This is a genomic window from Algoriphagus aquatilis, assembly GCF_042657405.1.
Taxonomy (GTDB): domain Bacteria; phylum Bacteroidota; class Bacteroidia; order Cytophagales; family Cyclobacteriaceae; genus Algoriphagus; species Algoriphagus aquatilis.
Window position 1 is genome coordinate 1 of sequence record NZ_JBHSKS010000011.1, and the last position, 19,705, is coordinate 19,705.

Consider the following 19,705-nt stretch of genomic DNA (forward strand, 5'->3'; position numbering starts at 1 on the left):
CCGCTTTTTTTGAAGTTTTCATGAAACAAAAAAACCTTATTGAAACCGCTTTCAATAAGGTCTTAATATTTAATTCAATATCAGATAGTTAGAGGGTGTTTCACCAACTATTTTTGACCATTAGATCTTTATTTGTCACACCTTAAATTTCTCTTTTAGATAAGCTATCGCCATCCCGTAAGCTTCCTTACTGGCAGCTTCGTCATACTTTGGATTGCTTGGATTGGAAAATCCATGAACTGCCGGGAAGATTTTGTAAGTCAGTTTTTTGCCTGCTGTTTCCATGTTGGTAGCAAACTCCTTAATGACTGCTTCCGAGATGTACTGCTCAGTGGCAAAGAGACCCAATACATCCGAATTCAGAGTTTTGAGTTTTTCTACATCCCGGACGGGCATGCCATAATAGATCACCGAGCCGAGATTTTGCTGCCCATTCAGTAAGGCGGATTTCAATGACCATGATCCACCAAAGCACCAGCCTACATTGGCAATTTTTGCTTTGGCTCCGGCTAGCTGACGGGCACCTGCCACGATATTTTCCAAACGCGCTTCTTTTACACCCTGCATAAATTGGCCTGCTTCCTGTGGATTGGAAGTGACCTTTCCGTCATACATATCCAAGGCGATTACATTTACTTTTCCTCCCAAGTCCTCATAGAAAACATCAGCTTGATGCTTGATGTGGTCATTGAGTCCCCACCACTCTTGGTAGACAAACAGCCATTGGTCGGTAGGAGCAGTGGCGTTGATTACGTAACCTGAGCCGTTTTGGCCATCAGGGGTAGGAAAGGTGGTCATTGCTCCTTTTCCCTCAAAATCAAAAGCGACTGGAGAAGGGTGAAACGCAGCAAATCCCGGCGCGTTTACAAACTGGGCCATGTCGTCATTGTAAGAATGACATACTGTGATACCCGAAAATGGGTCGTTGTTTTCTGGTAGATCGGCAGCCTTAGGCCAAAAAAACCAGCTAATCAGAAAAAGAATGAGGGATAGAATTGATTTGATCATGAGTAAATGGGTTAATTGGATGGAGAATGAAAAATTAACCATCGAATTCATAAATAGGTTTGATGATTGACCAAAAGAATATGAATAGGGAGAATTACCACCACTATGTAGAAGCTGAACTTAGCCTGTGGCTGATGGAGGTAAAAAAGCCCCCTAGCTTCTTTGGTAAGATTTCGAGTGGCATTCAGGGAAAGGTAAACTCTTGGATTCCGGAGAAAGTGCACAAGGCGATTTCTGTGGCCATTGAAAACATGGTTAAGACCGTATTGGCTGGTTCAGATCTGGTGAAGCCCACTCCGAAGGCTTCGCTGACATTCATGGAGCGTGAACTCCTAGTGCGGAAAAGAATCAAATGGTTTCGAAACACAGCAAGTGCTGAAGGAGCAATTACAGGCGCAGGAGGGATATTGCTGGGCTTGGCTGATTTTCCGGCCTTTCTCACGATCAAAATGAAATTGCTTTTTGATATCGCTTCGATTTATGGCCTTGATGCCAAATCGTATCAAGAGCGTCTCTTTTTACTTTATGTTTTTCAGTTAAGTTTTTCCAGTCAAAGCCGAAGAAATGACCTGATAGGATTGATCGAAAATTGGGATATGCATGTGTCAGACTTGCCAAAAGAGCTGACGGATTTTGATTGGAAGACTTTCCAGTTGGATTACCGGGATTACATTGATTTGGCCAAACTATTCCAATTGGTACCACTCATTGGTGCGCCTGTTGGGGCAATCGCAAACTATAAGCTCACCGATCATCTTGGTCGGTACGCGATGAATTGCTATAGATTGAGAATGAAGGCTAAAGTTGATGTGGGATAAAAACAACAAAACCTCCCTTTTGAGGAGGTTTTGTTGATCCACTAGGGCTCGAACCTAGACTCTTCTGAACCAAAATCAGACGTGTTGCCAGTTACACCATGGATCAGTATTGAAAGAAAACACGTTCGTTTTCTTTAAAGTGTCACAAAGGTAGATTTATGAGTTATTTTTTCCAAGTGGCCTTGTAAAGATTTTTTGCCCAAAAGGCTAATATCCTTGAATTCAGACAGAAAAAAATCATGATCAGACTGGGTTGTTTTTCTGGTTTTTGAAGAATCAATACTGTTTTATGTGAGGATAAGATAGTTTGGAAATCGATTGAAATTTGTATTTTATCTAATTGAAAGCCTAATTATTTGCATTTTTTCAAATATTTATATTCTTTTGATAATAAATTGAAAACTAAATCAACAAAATAATACACAAATGGACGCAGTAAAAATTGAGAAAGTGGTGGCTGAAGTCATCGGTAAGTTGGAGAAAATCAAAGAAACTGAATTGGCTTCAGAATTAAGTTGGTGCTGGGTAAGTTTCCAAAATGATGGAAATCCGGTAGGTGTAATCGAAAAAGGAACTCTTGCCTTGGCGGCATTTAAAGAAGCTAGAGAGAAAAACAGCAAAGCAGTCGCTAAAAAGCTGGTTGACGATTTGGAAAAAGCCTTGGCTTAAAACTAAAAAAGGCTCGCAGAGATGCGAGCCTTTATTTTTTTGGATGTGGAGGGATTATTCTCCTACCACCACAAATTTCACTTTAGTTTTTACTTCCCTGTGAAGGTCAACGTCAGCGGTAAACTCACCGGCACCTTCTACAGGAACTGTAATTGCGATTTTCTTTCTATCGATTTCAAAGCCTTGGGTTGCCAAAGCATCTGAGATCTGAAGTGTCGTCACTTTACCAAAGATTTTCCCTGAATCACCGATTTTTGCTTTGATTTCAAGAGTTACCTCTGCAAGTTTTGCTGCAATGTTTTCGGCTTCAGTTTTGATCTTTTCAGCTTTGTGAGCCGCCTGCTTGATGTTTTCAGCAAGGATCTTCTTGTTTGAGTCAGTAGCAAGTACAGCAAAACCTTGAGGGATCAAGTAGTTTCTGCCATAGCCTGGCTTTACCTCTACCAAGTCATTTTTATATCCAAGACCTTTGATGTCTGTTTTTAGAATGATTTCCATTTGTAATGATCTTTTTTGATTGAACGATACAAGACCGAATTATTTCAAACCATCGGTTACGAATGGCAACAAAGCCAAATGTCTTGCTTTCTTGATAGCCTGAGCTACTTTTCTCTGATACTTCGCAGAGTTACCGGTAAGTCTTCTAGGAAGGATTTTACCTTGCTCGTTTACGAATTTCAAAAGGAAGTTTGGATCCTTGTAGTCGATGTACTTGATTCCATGCTTCTTGAAGCGGCAATACTTCTTTCTGATTTCGCCTCTGTTGATAGGTTCGTTTACTAGTGTCATTAGGCTTGCTCCTCCTTAGCTTCAGCTTTTTTGTTAAATTCTCCTTTTCTTCTTCTTTCGGCATACACGATAGCGTGCTTGTCCAATACAGTAGTAAGGAATCTCATCACTTTTTCATCACGTCTGAACTCCAGTTCAAACTTTCTGATGACGGTTGGATCAGCCTTGAACTCTACCAATACATAGAAACCAGTTGTCTTTTTTTCGATAGGATAAGCCATCTTCTTAAGACCCCAGTTTTCCACATTGATCACATCTGCCCCCTCTTCTTTTAACAAGTTCACAAACTTGTCGACAGTATCCTTCATCTGAACATCAGATAAAACGGGAGTTAAAATGAATACCGTCTCGTAACTTCTTTGGAACATTTCTTAATGTGTTTTAGGAAATTTGAATAAACAGACCGCAAAAGTAGGGGAATCACCACTGTATTCCAAATCCTTGCTGAAAATCAATTAGGAATAAATGAAAAAGGCCTCCAAATAGGAGGCCTCTGGTCATGTAATCAAATAGGATTGGTTATTTTACAGTGAAGGTTTTTGAACCCACTTGGTAGTTGTCTACGAAAAGCTTGATCTCGTGATTTCCTTTTGCATATTCGGAGCCTTTTTCATAATAAAACACCAGGCTCTGACCGGAATTATCAAAAATGATATCCTGCTTCACCGTGTAGAATTGTTCTTGTCCATTGATCATGAAAGTGCCTGAGCCTTTGGCTACATCAAATATTGGCTGGCTATTTGGACCTAATACCTGTACGTAGACATTTCTAGGCCCTTTTTCAGCAACTTTATTGTCGGAGATTTTGAAGCTCACTTTTAATCTTTCGATTTGACGGTTTCTAAAATCTTTGGTAGTCTCTACACGCTCTTTGCCTCTTGAGTTTACTGCTGCAATTACAATATTTTCGGCCTTTAGCATAGAGGCTACATCTACTTTGGCCTGCAGGTTTTGCTTTTGAATGTTAAGCTGTGCCACTTCCTCCTCAATTTGAGCCTGGGTGGTCTTGAGATCTTGGTTTTCTGAGAATAGTTGCTGGTTTGCAGCTCTCAACTCAAGGATTTCCTGATCTTTTTGTGCAATAAGGCCATTGAGGTTGTTGATTTTAGAATTCAAAGCTGATATTTCAGCATTGCTACGCTGTTTTGAAGAGTTTCTTTCTGAGATCAGTTGGTCTCTCACTGCTTCTAGTGCTTTAACATCCCCACCGAGCTTTTCAATTTCTTGAATGCGTAAGTCTAGTTGATAGGTGACTGAGTCAAGTCTTCGATTCAATTCATTGTTTTCGGTGGATAAAAGGAGGATCTCCTCAGTCTTTTTGGTTCTATCCACGTAGTCAGTGTACAGCTTAATACCGCTGATGATGACGAGCAAAACCAAAACAATGATGATGATATTCTTGCTTTGATCTTTTTTTTGATTGGATTCGTTTTCGAAATTAGAATTCATAATTGTGAGTAAAAGGGCTTATGAGATGTTGATTTTAGACGAAGAATTTTGGAATTCCAGATATGAAAATGGCTATACCGGATGGGACCTTGGCTCTCCTTCTCCACCACTTTATCAATATCTTTGCCAAATTGAATCAAAGGAAATTGAGGTATTGATTCCGGGTGCAGGTAATGGCTACGAAGTAGTTGCAGCCTTAGAGTTGGGTATCAAAAATGTACATCTCCTAGATATTGCTTTAACTCCTATTGTTCAGTTTTTGAAAAGCAATCCCTTATTTCCCAAATCACAAGTTCATCATCAAGATTTTTTTGATCATGAAGGGAAGTACGATCTAATTCTTGAGCAAACTTTCTTTTGTGCGTTGGATCCAAGTCTAAGGTCATCCTATGCTAAAAAAATGCATCATTTGCTCAAGCCTGCCGGCAAGTTGGTGGGAGTACTTTTTGATCGTGAGTTTGCAGGTGGACCACCCTTAGGGGGAACGGCCAAGGAATATCAGGCCTATTTTTTACCATATTTTAAGATTGAGAAATTTGAGCCTTGCTATAATTCAGTCGGACCTCGCAAGGGATCCGAACTATTTATGATAATGAAAAGGCTAGATGTCTAGAATCAAATGAGTTTTTGGTCCTGAATAATCAAAAAACAGGACTCCACATTCAAAAAAATCAAATGTCAGTTTCACGGTTGGATCTTCTTTAATTGCTTTCCAAGCCCTTTCCATTTCCTTGGACCAATGAATGTCTCCGATAATCATAATGCTCTTTGGATGGATTTTTTCCAGGCAAGTGTTAAATGAGGTCATTGTCCCGTGGTAAGTATGGTTGGCATCAATCAAGGCAAAATCAAGTTTGGGAATTTTTCTGATGATCGGAGGTAATTTTTTTGAGATTTCTCCTAATACAAATTCAGTTTTTTCAGGGCGGGGATTAGCTTGTGCAATTTGCCAAAGTGCTTCTGAACCCTCTATGGTCAATAGATTTCTCTCTGTGACCTTACTCAGATATCTAGTGGTGATTCCTACACAAGTGCCAAGCTCCAGGACGTATTCAGCGGGTGTTAGTTGGCAGAAGTATTGGTAAAGCGTAGCAAACTTGGCAGAACTCGTGGAGTATCGAGTGACTTTGCTGACGGTTCGGAATTGATCATTTACTTTCTTTGATCCTGCGCCAAAGTCTTGGATGGCAAAGCTTCTTTTTTCGCGCAGAAGCTGTTTTCTGAAATCTTCGATGTCTGAGTTGAATTCAGTAGTGGACTTAAGGTAGCGGGTAAGCTTAGAATAAACGGAAAAGACGAAGGTGGATTGCTGACTGTAAAGATCCTCTTTGCGAAGCCAATAGTTTAAAAAAGGAAGTAAAGGTTCTACTATTTTGATCAATATTAATTATCAAAAATAGTGGCAATCAATTGGAATTCGGGAATGGACACCTCCAAAAGCTGACCATCAAAAAGCTTTTCCATGGTAAAAGTACCCTTCATTTTACCCATTCCTGAGATTAGATTACATCCTGATACATAAGTATGCACTTCACCTGGTTCCAGAATGGGTTGTTGGCCTACCACACCGAGACCTTCTACCATCTTATGGTTATCTGCGGCATCAAAAATCTCCCATTTCCTTTTCAGCAACTGGAAGGTATGCTGACTCTTATTGATGATTGTTACTTTATAGGTAAAGACATAATGGTGCTGATGCGGGTTTGAAAATTCCGCTTGGTACTTTGCCTCGACGTCAACTTGAATGCCTTTTGTAACCGAAGTGACCATATTGTCTTTTAATTTGGGTTGAAATTACAATTTCTAATCCTTAATTCAACAACTAATCCATGGATGTCAAAATTGAAGATAGTTGGAAAAACTCATTAACAAATGTTTTCCAAGCTCATTTTTTTAAGGAACTGGCTGAATTTGTCAAATCTGAATACCAGAATCATCAGATTTTTCCTCCTGGGAAAGAAATTTTCAATGCTTTTTGGCATTGTCCTTTGCCTAAAGTAAAGGTTGTGATTCTAGGACAGGATCCTTATCACGGGGAGGGGCAGGCTCATGGACTTTCATTCTCAGTGAAACCCGGCATTCCTTTTCCTCCGAGTTTATTGAATATTTTGAAAGAGCTCAAAAATGATTTGGGAAAGGATATGCCACCAAATGGGGATTTGACTCGTTGGGCTGATCAAGGTGTGTTTTTACTTAATGCCACGCTTACGGTGAGAGCCAATCAGGCTGGTTCACATCAACATAGAGGTTGGGAGATTTTCACTGATGAGGTGATTAAAGTAATCAACAAGGAGCGTGATCATGTGGTCTTTTTACTTTGGGGTGCCTATGCTCAAAAAAAAGCGGAGCTTATTGATAGCTCAAGACATTTGATTCTTAAAGCTCCTCATCCAAGTCCCTTGTCAGCCCACCGTGGGTTTCTGGGATGTGGTCACTTTTCAAAAGCAAATGACTACTTATCGAAAACCAATCAAGACCCTATTGCTTGGTGAAGTTCGTATTCCAAATTGATTCCAATACAAAAAGAGGCTGCCTTAGTTAGACAGCCTCTTTTGCTTATTCAATTCCTTTCAGGAATCTACTCCAGCGTATTTTGCTAAACATAGATTCAAATTTGTCGAGGGATAACCATAAAAACCAAGCTTTGCCCACCACATGATCCTCAGGTACAAATCCCCAGTACCTTGAATCCAAGGAATCATGACGGTTGTCACCCATCATGAAGTAATAGTTTTGTTTGAAGGTGTAGCTATCGGTTTTTACACCGTCTATGAATAGAACGCCATCTTTTACTTCGACTTTCTGATGTCCTTCATACTTTTCGATTGTAAACGAATATTTTATGACATTATCCGGTGTCATTTCGACCTTCATATCTTTTCCAGGGATTAGAAGAGGACCAAAATTGTCGCGGTTCCAGCCATAATTGGACCCATTCGGAAAAATATTTGATTCACCTTCTCCTTTTGGCATGATCGCCTTTGTTACAGATGTAATTACCGGGGAGGATTTTAACCTTTCCACGGTTTGGTCAGTAGTCCAAATCATATATCTATTGCCTTCTGGAGCAGTGTAGAAGCTTTCTCTATTGATTCCATAATCCCCCAAAAACTCTACCGTCAAAGGTCTGTTTGTTTTGATTTCATAAGAATATTGCATCTCTTCTGGCTTCAAAGCGGGTTCATTATTGACAAATAATTCTCCTTCTTTGATTTCGATCACATCTCCAGGTACCCCAACTGCCCTTTTGATGTAGTTGGTCTTCAGATCATTGGGGTATTGAAACTCAACAGGGTAATTGAAAACTACCACATCATTTCGCTTCACTTCAGTAAATCCCGGAAGTCGGTAATAAGGTAATTGAATTGCATCGGAGTAGGAGGAGATTTCAGTTCCCCAGATTTTTTGATGGGTCAAAGGAAACTGAAGAGGAGTCTTGGGTATCCTCGTTCCATAGTGCATTTTGCTTACAAATAGAAAATCTCCCACTAAGAGGGATTTTTCCATAGATGCCGTAGGGATGGTGAATGGTTCTAGAAGAAGCCATCGAATCAATGAGGCAGCTACTACTGCAAAAATTAAGGCGTCTGCCCATTCTCTGGCGGCAGATTTTTTAGGTTTGGATTGGCTCATTAGTTCTAATTTGACTTAAAATAAAAGAAAATCGTCCATAGAAAGCACTCCTTTTTTTCCAGGGATCCACTCGGCTACCAAGACGGCTCCGAGAGCAAATCCTTGTCTACTGTGCGCAGTGTGGGTGATTTCTATATCATCGATAGGAGAGGAATATTTTACGATATGGGTACCTGGTGCAGGATCAATTCGCTTCGCAGTGATAGCGAGGGATTGGGAATTTTCTTCTCCTTCACCCACGAGATGCCATTCCTTCAGCGATTTGTAATTTTTTAGAATTCCTTGTGCTAACGTGATTGCTGTTCCGGAGGGGGCATCTTTTTTCTCTGTATGATGAATTTCTTCCAAAGAAACCTGATAACCTTTGGTTTCATTCATCAGTTTGGCAAGTAGTTCATTGACTTTGAAAAAGATGTTTACCCCGATGCTGAAGTTAGAAGCATAGAAGAAAGCGCCATTTTTCTCAAGAGTAAGTCGGTTGATTTCCGGTTTTTTGGAAATCCAGCCCGTGGTGCCAGATACAATCGGTATTCCCCGTTCCAAAGCCCATTTGATATTTTCGATGGCAGCCTCAGGCTGGCTAAATTCGATAGCCACATCAATTTTGCTCGGGTCGAGAGTTAGGAGTTTTTCTCTATTGTCTATGTTTATTTTGGCAGCGATGGTATGGCCTCGGGATTCAGCTAATTCGCTGATAATTTTTCCCATTTTGCCATATCCGAGGATTAGTATATTCATTATTTAAACTGAAGTTTTAATGTGATTCCGTAGGGTGAGGTAGATGCTGAAATACCGGAAGCACCAGGTTCTATTTTTAGGGCAAGATCATCAGAAATATCAAAACCTGAAAGATGGGCATCCACATTGGCATCTACCAGATTTAAGGCATAGATTCCAACCAGGAGAAGGATAGTCATGTCTCTATTTTGTCTCCAATAATCCACATTTCTTACTAAGGAGTTTCGATTGAGAGAGGGGAATTGGTTGGACTCACCTGCATCAAAGGCAAATAGTGCCTCTCGGAAAGTCTCGTATCGTTTGTTATTGAAATTGATGAAATAGATATCCGTCATGAATCCTGCATAGAGGATGGGTACTTTCCAGATTTTGCCGTTGTATACCTGCCCTGCTCCGGGTAAAATAGCTGAGAGAATGGTGGCTTTTCTAGGGTTTTTCGGAATTAGGGAATAGTCTGGTTTTTCTTTTTTGGCTTTTTCTGCAGTTGTATTGGTGATTTTTGTGGTTTGGCTATACCCAGACACAGAAAATACAAATACAAAAAGCAAAAGCCCCATGAAGAGCCATGGGGTCTTTACAAACTTACTTCTATCTGTAGAAATGCCTGTCAATCTTAAATGATCTCTAAAATTTCAAGAATTCTGTTAAGGTCGGAGGCAGATTGGAAAGGGATTTTTATTTCTCCCCTGTTTTTTTGATCTGCCTTAAGAGCCACCTTGGTTCCAAAATGAGAAGCCAAACGCTGCTGAATTTTATTCATCTCGTATTTCTTCACGGGATCGAGTCCAGGCTTTTCGCTTTCTTTTCCGGATTTCCCTTCATTCAAAGCTTTTACCAGTGCCTCTACTTTCCTAACGCTTAACTCTTCTTCTAGTGCTTTTTTGAAAATTGCCAATTGCTTGTCTACATCTTCAATGTTGATCAGGGCTCGGGCATGTCCCATGGAGAGCTGCTGATCTCGGATAGCTGCCTGAATGGTAGGAGGGAGTTTTAGCAATCTGAGGTAGTTGTTGACAGTTGTTCTGTTTTTTCCTACTCGATCTCCGAGTTCTTCCTGTTTGAGATTGCATTCCGCCAATAAGCGCTGATAGGATTGGGCGATTTCGAGAGCATTGAGGTTTTCTCGCTGGATATTTTCAATCAAAGCCATTTCCAGCATTTGCTGATCGTTGGCAGTGCGGACATAGGCCGGTACAGCTGTGAGCCCTGCTAGTTTGGAAGCTTGAAATCTTCGCTCGCCTGAAATCAACTGAAATTCATTTGGGGCTAGTTTTCGCACAGTGATGGGCTGTATGATTCCCTGAACTTTGATCGATTCGGCTAATTCCTGAAGTGCGTCTTTGTCAAAGTGGACTCGAGGCTGATAGGGATTGACTTGAATTTCTTCCAAGGGGATTTCAAAAATCCCTGTTTTAGCTACTTCAGGCAGGATATCCTGAGATTTGTGTTTTGCCGGGCTGTCTTCTAAAAGTGCCCCCAACCCTCTTCCTAATGCGTTTTTTCGAATCGGTTTTTGATCTGACATAATCAATTCACTTTTTGAAGACCATTTTTCTGGGCAATTTCACCTGCCAAGTTGAGGTATGCAATTGAGCCTTTGCCTTCCGCGTCGAATGCAATCGCAGGTAATCCATAGCTAGGGGATTCTGAAAGCTTTACATTTCTTGGGATAATGGTATCAAACACCATGTTTTTGAAGTGAAGTCGGACTTCCTCGACCACCTGGTTGGATAGTCTGAGTCTAACATCATACATAGTGAGTAATATACCTTCAATCTCCAAATCAGGATTAAGTCTGGTTTGGATGATTTTGATGGTGTTAAGCAGCTTCCCGAGCCCTTCCAATGCGAAATATTCACACTGTACCGGGATGATGACTGAATTTGCAGCAGTCAGCGCATTGATGGTGATCAAACCCAAAGATGGCGAACAGTCAATGATGATAAAGTCATACTCGTCCTTAAGATCCGCAATGACACTCTTCATTTTCTCCTCTCTGTTCTCCATGTTGATCATTTCGACTTCAGCGCCGACCAGATCAATGTGTGATGGTACCAAATAGAGGTTCTCTATTTCTGTTTTTGATACGATGCTTTTCACGTCAATACCCTCTACCATGCATTCATAAATGCTGGTTTCGATGGTTTTGGGATCGTGTCCAAGTCCTGAGGTTGTATTAGCCTGAGGATCGGCGTCGATCACCAGTGTTTTGTGCTCCAAGACTGCCAGACTTGCGGCTAGGTTCATTGCTGTGGTCGTTTTACCCACACCTCCCTTTTGATTGGCAATGGCAATTATTTTTCCCATGGATTGAATAAGGGTATTTTGAGCCCAATATTAAGCAAATTCGGAGCGAATCCTTGGATTGAATTTGCTTTTTTTGGCTTCAGTAGCTTGTGAAAAAAAGTTAACGGCTTGATTTTTTGGCTTGTAATGGAAAACTCGTTTCACTTTTGTCAATGGATGTCATAAAAAAACTGGAATCCGTCAGGACTCCAGTTTTCGGTTATTTTTTCTTGTTAGCGTCTGCTGCTTTCATCGCATCTTCCAATCGCTGTTGGAATTTTGACTTCTTCTTGTTCACATTCTTCAGCTTATTTTCCTCTACTTTTTGTCTTATGGTGGCATCATCCACAAAAAGCTTGATCAACGCCTGTTGACCAAAAGTGACCATGTTGGACACAAAGTAATAGAAGCTCAGACCTGCAGGATAGGAATTAAGTACAAACATGAACATCACCGGCATGATGTAGCCGAGATTTTTCATGGGTCCTGTGGCAGTAGTCAGCTGATTGTTGAAATGGGTATAGACAATCTGAGAAACAGTCATCAACAGGGTGAACAAGCTGACATGTGCTCCATAAAAAGGAATGGTGAATGGAAGCTTGATGAATTCATCATAGGTGGAGAGATCCTTAGCCCAAAGGAATGATTCCTGACGGAGTTCAATTGCATTTGGGAAAAAGAAGAACATCGCAAATAGGAATGGCATCTGAAGCAAAAGCGGCAAACAACCCGATATCGGACTGACTCCAAGTTGGGAGAAGAGTTTCATCTGCTCCTGCTGCATTTTGGTCGGATCATCGCCATACTTTTCCTTCAATTCGTCGATTTCAGGCTTGATGACCCGCATTTTTGCCATGCCTATGTAAGACTTATAGGTCAAGGGCATCAAGGCCAATTTGATAAGCAAAACGATGATGATAATGATGATGCCGTAGCTATTGAAGTATTTTTCCAAAAACTCAAAGAGGTGCACTACGATGTACTTATTGACCCAACTGACAAAGAAATACCCCATATCCACATTTTCCTCAAATCCTTCGGTGACTGCTTTGAGAGTTTTGTATTGGTCAGGTCCGAAGTAGTAGGAGAAACCTGCTTTTCCATTTTCCATTGGAATGGACAAGGAAGCTGTCATATCGCGCACAAAAGCGGAATCCGCCGGAGTGCTTTGGGTCAATTTTACGTTTTGGAATACCGAATCCGCAATAATTCCGGCTGTGAAAAACCGCTGACTGAATCCTATCCATTTTACAGGTTCTTCAACTGATGCTTCTTCAGGATCATCGCTCAATCCCAAATTTTCATAAGAGCCGTTGGAGAGATAGTAGTTTACCTGAGTTTTTCTTCTGGACTCTGCAAGATCCTTCTCTTGAGATCTGATTTTATCGGCCCACTGGAGCTGTAGGTTTTTACCGGTAAATACACCTTGGTAATTTTTCACCTCCCATGATTTTTCCACTACATAGCTACCTTCTGCCAAAGTTAGCGTCTGAACGATTTGGCCTGATTCTGTTCCGGCGCTTAGTGTTAAAACCTGAGTTTTTACTCCTTCAATTTCTTCGGATGATAGCGAGGGAGTAAAGTAAAAATCGTTCAGATCAAAAGTTCCAAAACGCGTTTCAGCTGTAAAGGACATAGTCGAATTGCCTTCCTCGAAGATTTTCAGAGGTTCATTTTTCCAGCTGGAATAATTTTTAAGGAGGACTTCCTTGATTTGCCCACCTTTGGTAGAAACAGTGATTTTTACCAAGTCATTTTCCAGGACTTCATCTTTTTCTTCTCCTAGCGTAAGTGGTGCAAGGACTCCATATTTAGCGGCTCTTTGTACATCTACCAGGCTGTCAGGAAGCACGGTTTCATTGGCTGCCGGAGGGGTAGAAGCGGGGCTTGATTCTACTTGTGTGGTTTTGGTTTCCTCAGTGGGCGGGATCTCTGGTCCACTCGCAAAAAATATCGAGTAAATCAGAATGACCGCTGCAAAAAGAATCAAACCTGTTGCTTGATTTCTATCCATACTTTTTCACTTCAAGGTTGATGGGATATCAACCGATTACACTTTTTTATTGTCTATGGCCGCTTGGATGAATTTGACAAACAAGGGCTGTGGGTTTAATACGGTACTTTTATATTCCGGATGAAATTGAACTCCAACAAACCAAGGATGATTTTTATGTTCTACAATTTCTACCAATCCGGTTTCAGGGTTTTTGCCTGAGGCGATCAGGCCTTTTGATTCCAATTGATCCATGTAATCATTATTGAATTCATAGCGGTGTCTGTGACGTTCCTGTATTTTAGTCTTGCCATAAGCTACTGCAGCCTTACTTCCCTTTTTTAGGTCGCAAGCATACGAACCAAGGCGCATAGTTCCGCCCATTTGATCTATTTTCTTTTGCTCTTCCATCAGGGCGATGACAGGAAATGCCGTATTTGGATCCATTTCAGTGGAGTTGGCTCCCTGAAGTCCCAAAACATTTCTTGCGAATTCGATCACTGCCACTTGCATCCCAAGACAGATTCCAAAAAATGGGACTTTGTTTTCTCGGGCATACTTAACAGTCTGAATTTTTCCCTCAAAACCTCTTTCGCCAAATCCTGGAGCGACCAAAATGCCGTCCAAATCCCCAAGCTTGGTTTGGTAATTATCGGAGTTGATTTCTTCGGAAGAGATGAGAGTGAGATTGACCTTGCATTCTACCGCTGCCCCCGCATGGGTAAATGATTCGATGATGGATTTATAGGAATCAGGAAGAGAGACATATTTCCCAATCAAGCCGATGTGAACTTCTTGTGTTGGGTTTTTCAACCTTCCCAAGAAGTCCTTCCAGTTTTCAAGGTCCAGAGGAGATTTGGAAGTTAATTTCAATTTGGAAAGAACCCGTTCGTCCAGTTTTTCTTTCTTCATCAAAAGCGGTACATCGTAGATGGATTCGGCGTCCATCGCTTCGATGACACTGTTTAGCTGTACGTTGCAGAAAAGTGCCAATTTTTTCTTTACCTCTGCAGGAAGCGGATGCTCTGTTCGGCACACGAGGATGTCTGGCTGGATACCTGCTTCCAGTAATTGCTTTACCGAATGCTGTGTAGGTTTGGTCTTAAGTTCTTTGGCAGCCTTTAGGTAAGGGATCAAGGTGAGATGAATTACCAAGAAATTGCCTGGCCCCAAATCCCATCTAGCCTGTCTCACCGCTTCAATGAAGGGAAGAGATTCAATATCACCTACGCAACCACCGATTTCCGTAATCACCACATCGTATTTTCCATCTTGACCGAGCTTGTAAAAATTGCTTTTGATTTCGTCTGTGATGTGTGGAATCACCTGCACCGTTTTTCCCAAAAACTCTCCCTTTCGTTCCTTAGTGATTACATTGTTGTAAATCCTCCCGGTGGTAATGTTGTTACTTTGAGAAGTAGCTACATTCAGAAAACGCTCATAATGACCCAAATCAAGGTCAGTTTCTGCACCATCTTCCGTGACATAGCACTCCCCATGTTCATATGGATTTAGTGTTCCTGGATCGATGTTGAGATAGGGGTCGAATTTTTGGATGGTTACACTTAAACCTCTGGCTTGGAGGAGTTTACCTAGGGAAGCAGCGATGATTCCTTTGCCCAATGAGGAAGTGACGCCTCCTGTAATGAAAATGTACTTAGTGGATGAAGCCATAAGAATGGTGTGCCGGGGATGATTTAGAGTAGGATTCTTATGGGGTTCAAAATTAGGGAAAATTCCCGATTAGCCTTCGGTTTACTTCGGTGAATTTTGGGATCGGTGGGATCAGTCTGTATTTTTTTTGAAAAGAAAGGCTTAAAACAACTTGTGACATTTTGTGTCAAATGATTTTTATTCTTATCTACTGGACATAGTTTAGCATCATGATTTACAGAAAGAATTTCTCACCGAAAAAGGAGGCTTATACCAAAGGCTAAAAGGTGAATAAATCAACTTGTGCTGATTATACAATCTATCGTTAACCCATATAAGGTCATGAAATCAATTAAGCAAAGAGTCGTTTTGACAGATTATTTAAGTGATGCCAATCCTCAGTCTTTACAATATAGCCAATGGTATGAACTTGATCCTTTGGTTTTATTTTCAAAATTGGATTGGACAAAATATGAAGAGGATGTTCAGGTCAATAATCAGATTTATTCTGAAGTATTTGATGAAATAGTGGTAAGTAAGAAATCTCTTCTTTGCTATTGGCCTTTTGATGATTTTATTGCTAGTGACTGGTTTGAATTACAAAAACTATTTGGCAAGAGAAAATTTGAGTTAGAATTTCATAAAAAAGAAAATGAATATTTTGAATCGAGCGAGATAAGCAAAACAATCTTAAAGAAATGGAAAGGATTTGTTGTTTTTTTGTTGGAAGCTCTTTTGGAGGATATTGCCATGAATGATCATATTGACCAAATAGCAACACTTACCAATGATGCAGGATCAATCGTACTATTTCGATTGGAGCATGAACATGGTTTAAGCTATTCGTTTGCCTCAACCCAAGTGTTTTTTGAACAGGTTCCTGTTCTTCTTCCAGATTTAGAACAATCTACCCATTCACTTCCGTTGTTTGATTCATTTGTGGATTTGCTTGAAAATTTAATGGGGGAGTTGGATTTGGAAGCTTACAAAACACAGTTTAGTGACAAACAACTTGAGAAAACTTATTACAATTGGATTTCTAAAGAATTTAAAATAAAAAATCTCATTCAAAATTGGTTAACTACCTATTCTCTCAATTGATTGAAATTATATAAGAATAGGTACTCATTGAACTTATTTGGTTTATAATTTTAATAGCGAATATGCTTAGTCAGTCATCTTGCCATCCCAAGTCAGATTATTTTATGTGAAATATCATTTCTTCCGATCAAATAATTTTTAACACAATTTTTTAGGATCGATTTTCGATTATGCAAATACTATTTTTATATTGCAATGATTTTTATTGTCAAATAAATTGTAAAAAAATGAGAGAACTAATTAAAGAATCCATTGTAGATCTAAAGAGAGCCGATGGATTTATTTATGTGACAGCTGAAGGAAAGAAAATCGATCTTCATGAAGCTGCAGCAAGAGGTATTGCAGTGACTCCGGTTAATCCAAAAGATGAAGTAATCAAAAAATTGGAAGCTGCAGGTTTATTTCTTACAGATAGTAAATTTTTGAGTGATCTTAATGATTTGATCTCTGCATTGAGCGGTAGTGCAGCAGCAAAATCAGGAGGAAAGAGAAGATCTTTCTCTGATTCAGAAAAAAATAAGATTGTCGAAGAGTGGAAAAAAGTAGAGGCGGCTGGCAAGAAAACCAAAGCAGCTTTTGCAAGAGAGATCGGCGTAGGTTATCAAACATTTATTAACTGGTTGAGAGGCTAATTTTCTCAATTCAAAGTAATCAAAAAGGCAGCTTAACGCTGCCTTTTTGATTATATCTAAATTTCAATTTTGAAATTCATCGATTACTTTATCCCTACACCGGATGTTCGCTTTTGTTGAGGTAGGATGATTCATTCAAAGTTTACCTGTGTTGGCCAGATAATATTTTTAATTTTGTAGCAAATATTTACACGCTTTGGACCCTATTTTATTAGTAAAGTCTTTTCGAGAAAGCGGAAAGATTGTAATCAAAGAAGGAAATGGCATTAATCTGACCATTTCTAAACCCGAATTATGGAAAGAGGAAATGGGTTCCGATTGGACTTATTTACTTTTTGACCTTTTCCAAATTAGATCGATTTGCGAGCCCTTCTCAGAGGTTTCACTCGATATAGTTGAGTTTGCTTCCAAGCCCACGGTATATCAAAGCCCTTCCAATAAACTGCTGACTAAGGGTCCTGTCACTAAGGGTATTGTCCGATTTTCTGTGATCCGTGATCCTGAATGGAATAAGCTCCTTTTTCAAATCGCTCAGCCTGTTATTTTGGGAATAGGGAAAGATACCACAGCCGATTTCATAACTGAAAAATATTTCCCACTCTTGGCACCTTCCACCAAAGAATTATTCCTTGGACCTGAAGGGGAAGTGAAAATCATTAAAGGATGAATCTAAAACATCGTCTGGATGAGCATGAGGTATTCCTACGCGTAGCCCAAGTTTCAGAACGATTGGGTTTGGAGACGTATGTGGTAGGTGGATATGTACGTGATTTAATTCTTGGAAGACCCAGCAAGGACATTGATTTTACCTGCGTAGGAAGCGGGATTGAGCTTGCACAACAAGTGGCAAGTACTTACGAGGAACATGTGCCGCTTTCGGTATTTAAAAATTTCGGAACTGCCATGCTCAAACTCCAGGATTGGGAGTTGGAGTTTGTAGGTGCAAGGAAAGAATCTTACAGATTGGAATCCCGAAAACCCATCGTGGAAGACGGTACCCTACTGGAAGATCTCGAACGCAGAGATTTCACGATCAATGCCATGGCCATTTCATTGAATCCATCCAACTATGGAGAACTGATCGATCCTTTTGATGGATTGGGAGATATGAAAAGGAAGCTTATCAAAACTCCACTTGAGCCAGGAATTACCTTCTCAGATGATCCATTGAGGATGTTGAGAGCGGTTCGCTTTGCAGCTCAGCTAAATTTTGACATTGAAGCTGACACCTTTTTTGCATTGTCAGAAAATGCATCCAGACTTCAAATCATCTCAGGAGAGCGGATTATTGACGAACTAAATAAGGTCATCCTTACCTCCAAACCCTCTTATGGGTTCAAATTGCTTTTTGCGTCCAGGTTGCTTCACGAGTTTTTTCCTGAATTGGTTGAGCTACAGGGAGTAGATTCAGTCGATGATAAATCTCATAAGGATAATTTCTACCATACGCTTCAGGTGTTGGATAATGTCTGCCAATTTTCAGCTGACCTGTGGCTGAGATGGGCTGCAATCCTGCATGATATTGCCAAACCCGCTACCAAGCGATTCAATCCTAAAGTAGGTTGGACATTTCATGGTCATGAAGACAAAGGTGCCCGCATGACTCCAGGAATATTCAGAAGGCTGAAGCTCCCGATGGATGATCGGATGAAGTATGTTCAAAAATTGGTGAAACTTCATCTTCGACCAATCGCTTTGGTGAAAGATGAAGTGACGGATTCGGCTTTAAGGAGGCTTTTATTTGACGCAGGTGATGATATCGACGACCTGATGAAGCTTTGTAGGGCAGATATCACTTCCAAAAACAATAAGAAAGTCCAGAAGTATCTTGATAATTTTGACAAGGTCGAAAAGAAACTATTGGAAGTGGAAGAAAAAGATCAAGTCCGAAACTTTCAGCCTCCCATAAGTGGTGAAGAAATCATGGAAACTTTTGGAATTTCACCCTCAAAAATTATCGGTGATATTAAAGAAGAAATCAAAGAAGCTATATTGGAAGGCCGAATCCAAAACAACCCGGAGGAGGCAAGAAACCTTATGATGAAAATTGCCCTGGAAAAAGGGCTTTCACCCCAAAGCAAATCTTAATCAGTATCAAATTATGTCAAAGCGAGTAGTACTAGTATTCTTAATGTTCATTTGTTCAGGTGTTGCTTTTAGCCAAACTGCCTCAGATTCTATTCCTAAACTGGACCCAAAAGTTAAAAACGCGCTCAATGTCGCCGACCAACTGGCATACCAGGCAGCATTGAAGTACAATGATTTGGAGGTAGCGAAAAATAAATTATTTGATCTCATCGTGCGCAATCCGGAAGACATCCGCTACATGGAGGCACTTGGGAGTTTGTATTTTGAATCAGGGATTAATGCCTCTGCTGCATTAGTGGCGATGGATATCCTCAAAATCAATGACAAGAATACAGGCGCCATGGAAATTGCCGCTTATGCTTTAGAGCAGCTAGGCGCTTTTGACCGTGCCTTGCCTTATTATGAAAGTTTACACTTGCTCACAGGTGATAATTTCAGCCTTTACAAATCTGCCTACCTTCAATATTCCATGAAGCGCTATGCAGAAGCGATGAATTCGGTAAACATGTTGGTAAAAAATGCGAAGCCAGATGAGAAAATCGGCTTTGCCGTGTCTGAGACAGAGACTCAGCAGGTGAATATGAAAGCTGCAGCGCTCAATTTGAAAGGTCTTATTTACCTAGATCAAAGTTCTAAAACAGAAGCCAAAGCCTCATTCAACGAAGCTATTTCACTGGAGCCCAATTTCAATCAGGCAAAAGAAAACCTTCAAAAAACAAACTGATCCTAGTAAAGGAATAGCAGCCGGACCACTTCCGGCTGTTTTTTTGGATGATATAATTAATATTTTAGGTATTCATCAGAATAAGATTAAAGAATTCACAACATAAAAGACTTTTTCAAAAAGA

The 19,705-nt window shown here is 40.3% G+C and carries 23 protein-coding genes and 1 tRNA gene; 9 read left to right on the forward strand and 15 right to left on the reverse strand.

All coding sequences use genetic code 11. The annotated features are described in order from the left end of the window. Positions 1-135: 135 nt before the first annotated feature. Positions 136-1,008, reverse strand: a complete 873-nt coding sequence (locus tag ACFPIK_RS13475) for a dienelactone hydrolase family protein (protein ID WP_377916135.1) — start codon at positions 1,006-1,008, stop codon at positions 136-138. A 62-nt stretch (positions 1,009-1,070) separates the two neighbouring features. On the opposite strand from ACFPIK_RS13475, the gene ACFPIK_RS13480 reads away from it, so the two are divergent. Next, complete coding sequence (locus tag ACFPIK_RS13480) at positions 1,071-1,826, forward strand: EcsC family protein (protein ID WP_377916137.1); 756 nt, start codon at positions 1,071-1,073, stop codon at positions 1,824-1,826. Between the two features lie 33 nt (positions 1,827-1,859). On the opposite strand, the gene ACFPIK_RS13485 is transcribed toward ACFPIK_RS13480, so the two are convergent. Beyond that, a tRNA-Gln gene (locus tag ACFPIK_RS13485) sits at positions 1,860-1,932 on the reverse strand. 320 nt (positions 1,933-2,252) lie between these two features. Here ACFPIK_RS13485 and ACFPIK_RS13490 point away from each other — a divergent pair. Continuing rightward, positions 2,253-2,495 (forward strand): hypothetical protein, encoded by a 243-nt coding sequence (locus ACFPIK_RS13490; protein ID WP_377916139.1) that lies wholly within the window; start codon positions 2,253-2,255, stop codon positions 2,493-2,495. A 54-nt stretch (positions 2,496-2,549) separates the two neighbouring features. Here the strand turns inward: ACFPIK_RS13490 and rplI are convergent, their stop codons facing one another. The 4 genes from rplI to ACFPIK_RS13510 form a co-directional block, all read right to left on the reverse strand. After that, on the reverse strand, positions 2,550-2,993 hold the full coding sequence (gene rplI / locus ACFPIK_RS13495) for a 50S ribosomal protein L9 (RefSeq protein ID WP_377916141.1): 444 nt from the start codon (positions 2,991-2,993) through the stop codon (positions 2,550-2,552). A gap of 39 nt (positions 2,994-3,032) precedes the next feature. Next, positions 3,033-3,284 carry a 30S ribosomal protein S18 gene (gene rpsR / locus ACFPIK_RS13500; RefSeq protein WP_092729973.1) on the reverse strand — a complete coding sequence of 84 codons (252 nt, stop codon included), beginning with the start codon at positions 3,282-3,284 and terminating at the stop codon, positions 3,033-3,035. Then, on the reverse strand, positions 3,284-3,652 hold the full coding sequence (rpsF, locus tag ACFPIK_RS13505; protein WP_377916143.1) for a 30S ribosomal protein S6: 369 nt from the start codon (positions 3,650-3,652) through the stop codon (positions 3,284-3,286). Before rpsF ends, rpsR begins: the two co-directional genes overlap by 1 nt. 151 nt (positions 3,653-3,803) lie before the next feature. Further along, positions 3,804-4,733: a hypothetical protein gene (locus ACFPIK_RS13510; protein ID WP_377916145.1), complete on the reverse strand. Its 930-nt coding sequence runs from the start codon at positions 4,731-4,733 to the stop codon at positions 3,804-3,806. A gap of 4 nt (positions 4,734-4,737) precedes the next feature. Between ACFPIK_RS13510 and ACFPIK_RS13515 the strand changes: the two genes are divergently transcribed. After that, positions 4,738-5,346: a class I SAM-dependent methyltransferase gene (locus ACFPIK_RS13515; protein ID WP_377916147.1), complete on the forward strand. Its 609-nt coding sequence runs from the start codon at positions 4,738-4,740 to the stop codon at positions 5,344-5,346. On the opposite strand, the gene ACFPIK_RS13520 is transcribed toward ACFPIK_RS13515, so the two are convergent. Together ACFPIK_RS13520 and apaG are read right to left on the reverse strand one after the other, a co-directional pair. Further along, positions 5,335-6,114, reverse strand: a complete 780-nt coding sequence (locus ACFPIK_RS13520) for a class I SAM-dependent methyltransferase (RefSeq protein ID WP_377916149.1) — start codon at positions 6,112-6,114, stop codon at positions 5,335-5,337. The two genes, ACFPIK_RS13515 and ACFPIK_RS13520, sit on opposite strands and share 12 nt — an antisense overlap. 2 nt (positions 6,115-6,116) lie before the next feature. Further along, positions 6,117-6,503 (reverse strand): Co2+/Mg2+ efflux protein ApaG, encoded by a 387-nt coding sequence (gene apaG / locus ACFPIK_RS13525; RefSeq protein ID WP_377916151.1) that lies wholly within the window; start codon positions 6,501-6,503, stop codon positions 6,117-6,119. Between the two features lie 59 nt (positions 6,504-6,562). Between apaG and ung the strand changes: the two genes are divergently transcribed. Then, positions 6,563-7,225 carry a uracil-DNA glycosylase gene (ung, locus tag ACFPIK_RS13530; RefSeq protein ID WP_377916153.1) on the forward strand — a complete coding sequence of 221 codons (663 nt, stop codon included), beginning with the start codon at positions 6,563-6,565 and terminating at the stop codon, positions 7,223-7,225. Positions 7,226-7,289: 64 nt separating this feature from the next. Here ung and lepB read toward each other — a convergent pair whose 3' ends face one another. The 7 genes from lepB to ACFPIK_RS13565 form a co-directional block, all read right to left on the reverse strand. Beyond that, positions 7,290-8,366: a signal peptidase I gene (gene lepB / locus ACFPIK_RS13535; RefSeq protein WP_377916155.1), complete on the reverse strand. Its 1,077-nt coding sequence runs from the start codon at positions 8,364-8,366 to the stop codon at positions 7,290-7,292. Between the two features lie 15 nt (positions 8,367-8,381). Then, entirely contained in the window at positions 8,382-9,104 is a 723-nt protein-coding gene (gene dapB, locus ACFPIK_RS13540; RefSeq protein ID WP_377916157.1) for a 4-hydroxy-tetrahydrodipicolinate reductase, read from the reverse strand. Next, the gene (locus tag ACFPIK_RS13545) at positions 9,104-9,661 is read right to left on the reverse strand and encodes a DUF5683 domain-containing protein (RefSeq protein ID WP_377916159.1); all 558 of its coding nucleotides are present in this window, start codon (positions 9,659-9,661) and stop codon (positions 9,104-9,106) included. Before ACFPIK_RS13545 ends, dapB begins: the two co-directional genes overlap by 1 nt. Before the next feature lie 56 nt (positions 9,662-9,717). Continuing rightward, entirely contained in the window at positions 9,718-10,629 is a 912-nt protein-coding gene (locus tag ACFPIK_RS13550; protein WP_377916161.1) for a ParB/RepB/Spo0J family partition protein, read from the reverse strand. A gap of 2 nt (positions 10,630-10,631) precedes the next feature. Next, complete coding sequence (locus ACFPIK_RS13555) at positions 10,632-11,411, reverse strand: ParA family protein (protein ID WP_377916163.1); 780 nt, start codon at positions 11,409-11,411, stop codon at positions 10,632-10,634. 199 nt (positions 11,412-11,610) lie between these two features. Continuing rightward, positions 11,611-13,404 carry a membrane protein insertase YidC gene (gene yidC / locus ACFPIK_RS13560; RefSeq protein WP_377916165.1) on the reverse strand — a complete coding sequence of 598 codons (1,794 nt, stop codon included), beginning with the start codon at positions 13,402-13,404 and terminating at the stop codon, positions 11,611-11,613. Positions 13,405-13,440: 36 nt separating this feature from the next. Continuing rightward, positions 13,441-15,057 (reverse strand): CTP synthase, encoded by a 1,617-nt coding sequence (locus tag ACFPIK_RS13565; RefSeq protein ID WP_377916167.1) that lies wholly within the window; start codon positions 15,055-15,057, stop codon positions 13,441-13,443. Positions 15,058-15,378: 321 nt separating this feature from the next. On the opposite strand from ACFPIK_RS13565, the gene ACFPIK_RS13570 reads away from it, so the two are divergent. The 5 genes from ACFPIK_RS13570 to ACFPIK_RS13590 all read left to right on the forward strand — a co-directional run bounded on the left by ACFPIK_RS13570 (position 15,379) and on the right by ACFPIK_RS13590 (position 19,581). Beyond that, positions 15,379-16,137, forward strand: a complete 759-nt coding sequence (locus tag ACFPIK_RS13570; protein WP_377916169.1) for a hypothetical protein — start codon at positions 15,379-15,381, stop codon at positions 16,135-16,137. 170 nt (positions 16,138-16,307) lie between these two features. Next, positions 16,308-16,769: a hypothetical protein gene (locus tag ACFPIK_RS13575; protein WP_377916171.1), complete on the forward strand. Its 462-nt coding sequence runs from the start codon at positions 16,308-16,310 to the stop codon at positions 16,767-16,769. A 196-nt stretch (positions 16,770-16,965) separates the two neighbouring features. Further along, a complete protein-coding gene (locus ACFPIK_RS13580; protein ID WP_377916173.1) occupies positions 16,966-17,436 on the forward strand; it encodes a hypothetical protein in 471 nt (156 codons plus the stop codon). Next, positions 17,433-18,857 (forward strand): CCA tRNA nucleotidyltransferase, encoded by a 1,425-nt coding sequence (locus ACFPIK_RS13585; protein WP_377916175.1) that lies wholly within the window; start codon positions 17,433-17,435, stop codon positions 18,855-18,857. Before ACFPIK_RS13580 ends, ACFPIK_RS13585 begins: the two co-directional genes overlap by 4 nt. Positions 18,858-18,870: 13 nt before the next feature. Then, entirely contained in the window at positions 18,871-19,581 is a 711-nt protein-coding gene (locus ACFPIK_RS13590; RefSeq protein ID WP_377916177.1) for a tetratricopeptide repeat protein, read from the forward strand. Positions 19,582-19,705: the final 124 nt, after the last annotated feature.

Excerpts from the sequence above, each read along its gene's own strand:
- apaG (WP_377916151.1), bottom strand. The coding sequence starts at position 6,503 with ATGGTCACTTCGGTTACAAAAGGCATTCAAGTTGACGTCGAGGCAAAG.
- ACFPIK_RS13550 (WP_377916161.1), bottom strand. The coding sequence starts at position 10,629 with ATGTCAGATCAAAAACCGATTCGAAAAAACGCATTAGGAAGAGGGTTG.
- ACFPIK_RS13475 (WP_377916135.1), bottom strand. The coding sequence starts at position 1,008 with ATGATCAAATCAATTCTATCCCTCATTCTTTTTCTGATTAGCTGGTTT.
- ung (WP_377916153.1), top strand. The coding sequence starts at position 6,563 with ATGGATGTCAAAATTGAAGATAGTTGGAAAAACTCATTAACAAATGTT.
- rpsF (WP_377916143.1), bottom strand. The coding sequence starts at position 3,652 with ATGTTCCAAAGAAGTTACGAGACGGTATTCATTTTAACTCCCGTTTTA.
- dapB (WP_377916157.1), bottom strand. The coding sequence starts at position 9,104 with ATGAATATACTAATCCTCGGATATGGCAAAATGGGAAAAATTATCAGC.
- ACFPIK_RS13590 (WP_377916177.1), top strand. The coding sequence starts at position 18,871 with ATGTCAAAGCGAGTAGTACTAGTATTCTTAATGTTCATTTGTTCAGGT.
- ACFPIK_RS13555 (WP_377916163.1), bottom strand. The coding sequence starts at position 11,411 with ATGGGAAAAATAATTGCCATTGCCAATCAAAAGGGAGGTGTGGGTAAA.
- ACFPIK_RS13585 (WP_377916175.1), top strand. The coding sequence starts at position 17,433 with ATGAATCTAAAACATCGTCTGGATGAGCATGAGGTATTCCTACGCGTA.
- lepB (WP_377916155.1), bottom strand. The coding sequence starts at position 8,366 with ATGAGCCAATCCAAACCTAAAAAATCTGCCGCCAGAGAATGGGCAGAC.
- rplI (WP_377916141.1), bottom strand. The coding sequence starts at position 2,993 with ATGGAAATCATTCTAAAAACAGACATCAAAGGTCTTGGATATAAAAAT.
- yidC (WP_377916165.1), bottom strand. The coding sequence starts at position 13,404 with ATGGATAGAAATCAAGCAACAGGTTTGATTCTTTTTGCAGCGGTCATT.
- ACFPIK_RS13480 (WP_377916137.1), top strand. The coding sequence starts at position 1,071 with ATGATTGACCAAAAGAATATGAATAGGGAGAATTACCACCACTATGTA.
- ACFPIK_RS13575 (WP_377916171.1), top strand. The coding sequence starts at position 16,308 with ATGCAAATACTATTTTTATATTGCAATGATTTTTATTGTCAAATAAAT.
- ACFPIK_RS13570 (WP_377916169.1), top strand. The coding sequence starts at position 15,379 with ATGAAATCAATTAAGCAAAGAGTCGTTTTGACAGATTATTTAAGTGAT.
- ACFPIK_RS13565 (WP_377916167.1), bottom strand. The coding sequence starts at position 15,057 with ATGGCTTCATCCACTAAGTACATTTTCATTACAGGAGGCGTCACTTCC.
- ACFPIK_RS13490 (WP_377916139.1), top strand. The coding sequence starts at position 2,253 with ATGGACGCAGTAAAAATTGAGAAAGTGGTGGCTGAAGTCATCGGTAAG.
- rpsR (WP_092729973.1), bottom strand. The coding sequence starts at position 3,284 with ATGACACTAGTAAACGAACCTATCAACAGAGGCGAAATCAGAAAGAAG.
- ACFPIK_RS13545 (WP_377916159.1), bottom strand. The coding sequence starts at position 9,661 with ATGGGGCTTTTGCTTTTTGTATTTGTATTTTCTGTGTCTGGGTATAGC.
- ACFPIK_RS13510 (WP_377916145.1), bottom strand. The coding sequence starts at position 4,733 with ATGAATTCTAATTTCGAAAACGAATCCAATCAAAAAAAAGATCAAAGC.